The following is a 4,708-nucleotide window of genomic DNA, read 5'->3' as shown; positions in this document are numbered from 1 at the left end:
GTGGAGCTCACGGCGGGGCGCATGCAGATATCCTCGGTTGATGGAAACGATGTAGTCGTTTTCAATGAGGGTGTTCGAGTGCTATATGCACCAAGGGATTAGCGGAGTTTTCATGCGCGCCTTTATTTCGACCGCCCTTTTCTTTTGCCTCATGGCCCTACCCGCAACTGCTCAGATGCAGATCGGGTTCGGGGGTGTCGCCCATGACTCTGCCCAGGCGATCGAGATCACCTCGGACAGCCTCCGTGTGGATCGAACCACCGGCAATGCCGTCTTCGCGGGCAATGTGATCGTGATCCAGGGAGACTTGCGCCTGGCCGCTGGCGAAGTGTCGGTGATCTACGGGGCAGACGGCGAGCAGCAGCAGATCAGCCAGGTCATCGCGTCCGGCGGTGTTCTTCTGACCCGCGGAGAGGATGCGGCCGAAGGCGAAGAAGCTGAGTATTCAGTCGAGGATTCGCGCGTTTACCTGACCGGAAATGTCCTTGTGACCCAGGGACGGACCACGGTTGCAGGCGATCGGCTAAGCATCGACCTGTCTACCGGAAACGGCACGATGGACGGTCGCGTCAGAACCATCCTGCAACCTGCGGACCAGTGACCCCATGACCGACCGGCCCGACCTTGTGATCGAAGACGGTCAGCATGGCCTGAGGATTACCAACCTCAGAAAAAGTTATCGCAGACGTCCGGTGATCCGGGATGTATCCATGTCGCTAGACCGGGGTGAAGTCGTTGCATTGCTTGGGCCTAACGGCTCGGGCAAGACCACCTGTTTTTACGCCATCGCCGGGCTTGTCGCGCCGGAAGGCGGGAAGGTCATCCTCGACGGGCAAGATATCACCTACCTGCCGATGTATCGCCGCGCCAAGGCGGGCATCGGCTACCTGCCTCAGGAAATGTCGATCTTCCGCGGCCTGACTGTCGAAGAGAATATCAACGCGATTCTCGAAATCACCGAAAAGGACCGCCACAAGCGGCACGAGCGGCTGGAAGAATTGCTGTCGGAATTTTCCATTACCCACCTGCGCGCTGCCCCTGCCTTGTCGCTGTCGGGCGGGGAACGGCGCCGGGCCGAAATTGCCCGCTGCCTGGCGTCCAATCCACGTTATCTTCTGCTGGACGAGCCCTTCGCCGGGGTCGATCCCATTGCCGTAGCCGAGATCCGGGCGCTGGTGTCGGACCTCAAGACGCGTGGGCTTGGCGTGCTCATCACCGATCACAATGTGCGCGAAACACTCGAGATCGTGGACCGCGCTTATATCCTGCACGATGGCACCGTTTTGATGAGCGGCACCGCCGACGAAGTCGTGCGCGACGAGAATGTGCGCCGGGTTTACCTGGGCCACAGCTTCCGCATCAGTTGATCCCCGCGCAATTGGCGCAGTGCGTCGGTTGTCGTTGACAGACCCCCCCGATTCAGCGCCAAATGGAGGGGATGAACGACAGGGTTTCCGCTTCCGCTTCGCCAATCTCCGGCTTCACCGGACGGATCGGCGCTAGCAGAATCCGGGGGCCCTTTTTCGTTCGTCACAGCACTGACTGACGGCCGTTTCGGGACATTTCCCGGTGACGGCCGTTCGCATTTATGGAGGTCCCATGCGCTACCAGATCAGCGGAAAACAAATCGATATCGGCGACGCCCTGCAAACCCATGTGAAGGATTCGCTCGGCGCTGTCGTAGAAAAATACGCTGAACGTCCGACCGACGCGCAAATCGTGTTTTCGCGCAGTGGCCACGAACATGTCTGTGAAGCAACCATTCACCTGTCGACCGGCCTGACCGCGTCGGCTAAGGCGGCAGACCACGAAATCTACGCCTCTTTCGACCAATGCTGCGAGAAAATGGAGAAGCAGCTGCGCCGCTACAAGCGGCGCCTGAAAGATCACCATTCCAAGCGCTCGGAGCCCGTTGAACATTTCGTCGGTTCCTCGTATATCCTCGCGGGCTCGGAACACGGGGAAGGGGATGAACCGGATTCGCTGCAACCGATGATCATTGCCGAGATGGAGACGAAGATTCCCTCTCTCTCGGTCGGTGAGGCGGTGATGCAGATGGAAATCGCCGGATCTTCCGTACTGGTGTTCCGCAACGAGGGACATGACGGGTTGAATGTGGTCTACCGCCGCGACGATGGAAACGTCGGCTGGATCGATCCCCGCTAAACGGAATGAAAATGGGGCCGGGCTTCGGCGCGGCCCCGAATTGGGACACGGCAATATGAATCTTGCGTCGCTCCTGCACCCGCAGGCCGTTCGTATCATTTCAGATGTAAGCAGCAAGAAACGTCTGATTCAGGCGGTGGCCGATCTTGCGTCGCCGCTGACCGGTCTGCCGATGACAGACATCTCGTCTGCGCTGCTGGAACGGGAAAACCTGGGGCCAACTGGCTTCGGCAAGGGCGTGGCCCTGCCCCATGCGCGCCTGCCGGGCTTGGCCGGCGTTCAGGGTGCCTTCCTGAAACTGGAGCGTCCGGTTGACTTCGACGCTGTTGATCGTCAGCCCGTGGACCTGGTTTTCGCGCTTTTTGCGCCCGAGGACGCAGGAACCGAGCACCTGAAAGCCCTGGCCTTGGTGTCGCGAACCCTTCGTGATCCCATCCTGTGCGAAAAACTGCGCGCCAATTCCGATGTCAGCACGATCCACGCTGTTCTGACCGAAGCGCGCACGATCGAGGCGGCCTAAGGCTCCCACGGCGCGAAGCCGAAATTCAGAAAGTCCTTGCGGTAGATGTCCGAAATCAGGGCCTCGATCTCCGCGTCGTGAATCTCGGCCAGGGGGAAGGGTTCATCCGGCAGAGGCATGTCGAACTCTGCCGCTTCTCGTCCTTGCGCATGCGCCAGCCTGGGCAGTTCTGAAATCAGATCGTCCTCGCGCAGGATGACATCCGGCAGCAGGAAGCCGGCCATTCCCTGCAATATCGCGGTCTGGCTGGCCCAGACCGGCTCGACCTTCAGGCTTGTCTGCCCCGCAAGGTTGCCTTTCAGGAAATTCAGGAAGGCGACGAAGCCCTCCTTGTGCTGATCCGCATAGTATCCAGCGATTACCCCATCCTTAAGGATCGGCAGGTTATAGCGGTTTTTCAAGACCCGGCGGATATTGGCAAAGGCGGGCCGGTCAGCGGGCAGGATGCAGCTATTGAACACATGGTAGGCCCGTTCCAATGGATGCCTTAGCACGGTGAAACTGCGATGCCTCGGATGCCGCCGCATCCATTGCCGGACGTCCTTTTGCTTGAGTCCGGTCAGCAGGGCGTCGGCACCGATCCCTTCCAGCCCCGCCATCCAGACCTTGATGGGCTCGACTGCCGCGCCCCGGATCGGCATGAAGAGCAGGCCCGTTTCAGGTAGCGCCACGAAACCCGGAACGCCCGCCTGGCGCGCAGGTTCGAAATTCGGTGTTCGAGACAGGTCGAACCGGTCAAGCCGGGCCAGGCTTCGCACCATCTGGTCATAGTTCTCGACCTTCTGGCTGAGGTCGCTTGGGTTCTGTTTCTTGAGCTTGGAGTTCGTCGCTTCCAGTTCATGCGCCGAACCGAGGAACCGTGCCAGGCCATTCACAACCTCGATGTCGTTAATGTCCTCGTAACGAATATAGAAGGCGGTCTGCCCGGTCGTCTGAAGGCCCCTTTGCAAGGTCAGCTGAAATCCCTGCAAGTCCTCCAGCATCTTTTCGAATTCCCACATGCGGAATTCGATCTTCGCGCTTTTCTGATGCTTCATGTCCGTCAGCCGCCACTGACCGGTTTCCGACGCGATGCGGCGGCTGACATAACTTTCCACCGGGTTGCGGGTCAGAATGATCTTGGCAATTCGCGGGTCGGGCAAGATGCGGTCCAGAACGCGCGGATCATGGTCGTGAAAGAAGCGGAAGCCGGGCAGGCTGTCGCCGGCATTTTCGATGATGGCATCAAGCAGGTCGAGAGGCGCCCTTTCGCGGCGGTCCATGTCGATCCCGTGCATTTCGAAGGTATTGTGATGCCCAAGGAAGGTCGGGTTGTAGACCTCCCCCTTGCAGTCGAGATCGGGCAAATCGTTCAGTGTCGCTTCCAGGTAATTCGACCCCGTGCGCATTTCGGCGAAGATCACAAAGGCATCGAAACGGTCTGACATGGGTTACCTGACAAGATAAGGACGGGCCTCGCCCGGGCGGGGTTGCATTCCGGGCTGGTTGACCGGGAAATCACCGGTGATATGCGGATTCATGCCCTGGTTCTTGAGGTTTTGCAGGAACTGGCCAAAACCCGACAGATCCACCATGCGTGGCGCTTCGGTGATGCGCGCGCCCAAGGACGGCCCACCAATGGCATCGAGGATGGATTGCAGGTTTTCCATCGGTTCTTCGATGAATTCCGCCAGGGTCCAGATTCGCACCTCGGCCCGCGTCTGCACCCGGCGCAGGATATTCACGAAGTCGAGCTCTCGCTTCTGCAACGCCGCAGCGGTCTTGCGAATGGTCAGAAAATCCTTGTTCGACGTGAATAGAGGAACTGCCCAGGCCCCGGTAATGACCGAAATCTGCGCATTCCCGTCAGACGCAAGGAAGGACCCAATCCGTTGCTCATCGCGCGGGCTGAACTGAAACACCTGACGTTCGCCCCGCGTGTTCCAGATCAGGCTGGTCAGGAAGCGTTCAGGGTTATAGTCGCGCAAGAGGGGAGCCGCCGATAAGCAGCCCGCATAGACATCCGCGTCGCCGGCAAAGCGA

General features: G+C 59.5%; 5 protein-coding genes and 1 pseudogene. 4 read left to right on the top strand and 2 right to left on the bottom strand.

The genetic code is table 11. From position 1 onward, the window contains the following. Positions 1-112 precede the first annotated feature (112 nt). From lptA to ACEQXV_RS09370, 4 genes are all read left to right on the top strand, one after another. Positions 113-601 (top strand): lipopolysaccharide transport periplasmic protein LptA, encoded by a 489-nt coding sequence (gene lptA, locus ACEQXV_RS09385; protein WP_370251240.1) that lies wholly within the window; start codon positions 113-115, stop codon positions 599-601. Between the two features lie 4 nt (positions 602-605). Next, entirely contained in the window at positions 606-1,367 is a 762-nt protein-coding gene (lptB, locus tag ACEQXV_RS09380; protein ID WP_370251241.1) for an LPS export ABC transporter ATP-binding protein, read from the top strand. Positions 1,368-1,599: 232 nt separating this feature from the next. Beyond that, positions 1,600-2,166 carry a ribosome hibernation-promoting factor, HPF/YfiA family gene (gene hpf / locus ACEQXV_RS09375; RefSeq protein WP_370251242.1) on the top strand — a complete coding sequence of 189 codons (567 nt, stop codon included), beginning with the start codon at positions 1,600-1,602 and terminating at the stop codon, positions 2,164-2,166. 55 nt (positions 2,167-2,221) lie between these two features. Continuing rightward, on the top strand, positions 2,222-2,686 hold the full coding sequence (locus tag ACEQXV_RS09370) for a PTS sugar transporter subunit IIA (RefSeq protein ID WP_370251247.1): 465 nt from the start codon (positions 2,222-2,224) through the stop codon (positions 2,684-2,686). Here the strand turns inward: ACEQXV_RS09370 and ACEQXV_RS09365 are convergent. Next, a complete protein-coding gene (locus tag ACEQXV_RS09365) occupies positions 2,683-4,113 on the bottom strand; it encodes a nodulation protein NodH (protein ID WP_370268910.1) in 1,431 nt (476 codons plus the stop codon). The two genes, ACEQXV_RS09370 and ACEQXV_RS09365, sit on opposite strands and share 4 nt — an antisense overlap. A 3-nt stretch (positions 4,114-4,116) precedes the next feature. Next, positions 4,117-4,708, bottom strand: a pseudogene (locus ACEQXV_RS09360) (glycosyl transferase); the annotation flags it as partial.

It is taken from the genome of Nioella sp., from assembly GCF_964229645.1.
Classification (GTDB): domain Bacteria; phylum Pseudomonadota; class Alphaproteobacteria; order Rhodobacterales; family Rhodobacteraceae; genus Nioella.
Note: the sequence above shows the minus strand (reverse complement) of the source record. Positions and strands in the feature narration are given on the sequence as shown.

Bases quoted from the DNA above. Each gene is read 5' to 3' on its own strand.
- lptA (WP_370251240.1), top strand. From the start codon at position 113: ATGCGCGCCTTTATTTCGACCGCCCTTTTCTTTTGCCTCATGGCCCTA.
- lptB (WP_370251241.1), top strand. From the start codon at position 606: ATGACCGACCGGCCCGACCTTGTGATCGAAGACGGTCAGCATGGCCTG.
- hpf (WP_370251242.1), top strand. From the start codon at position 1,600: ATGCGCTACCAGATCAGCGGAAAACAAATCGATATCGGCGACGCCCTG.
- ACEQXV_RS09370 (WP_370251247.1), top strand. From the start codon at position 2,222: ATGAATCTTGCGTCGCTCCTGCACCCGCAGGCCGTTCGTATCATTTCA.
- ACEQXV_RS09365 (WP_370268910.1), bottom strand. From the start codon at position 4,113: ATGTCAGACCGTTTCGATGCCTTTGTGATCTTCGCCGAAATGCGCACG.